The 328-nt window shown below is 58.2% G+C and carries 1 rRNA gene; it reads right to left on the reverse strand.

Annotated features, from left to right (window positions below):
* Window positions 1-328: ribosomal RNA gene (locus RM780_RS27750) — 23S ribosomal RNA — on the reverse strand; the annotation flags it as partial.

Genomic DNA, 328 nt, shown 5'->3' on the forward strand with positions numbered 1-328 from the left:
TTTCACCATTCCCTCACGGTACTATCCACTATCGGTCACCAGGGAATATTTAGGCTTAACGGGTGGTCCCGCCAGATTCACACAGGATTCCTCGGGCCCTGTGCTACTTGGGTGGCCCTCAAACGAGCCATCACGATTTCGTCTACGGGGGTCTTACCCTCTACGCCGGGCCTTTCGCATGCCCTTCGACTACCGCAATGGTTTCTTACTCGCCGACCGTCCGGCAGAACGATCAAGAGAACTCCCACAACCCCGCCCGCGCAACCCCTGCCGGGTATCACACACAGACGGTTTAGCCTCCTCCGGTTTCGCTCACCACTACTCCCGG

Source organism: Streptomyces boetiae (assembly GCF_031845405.1).
GTDB classification, from domain to species: domain Bacteria; phylum Actinomycetota; class Actinomycetes; order Streptomycetales; family Streptomycetaceae; genus Streptomyces; species Streptomyces boetiae.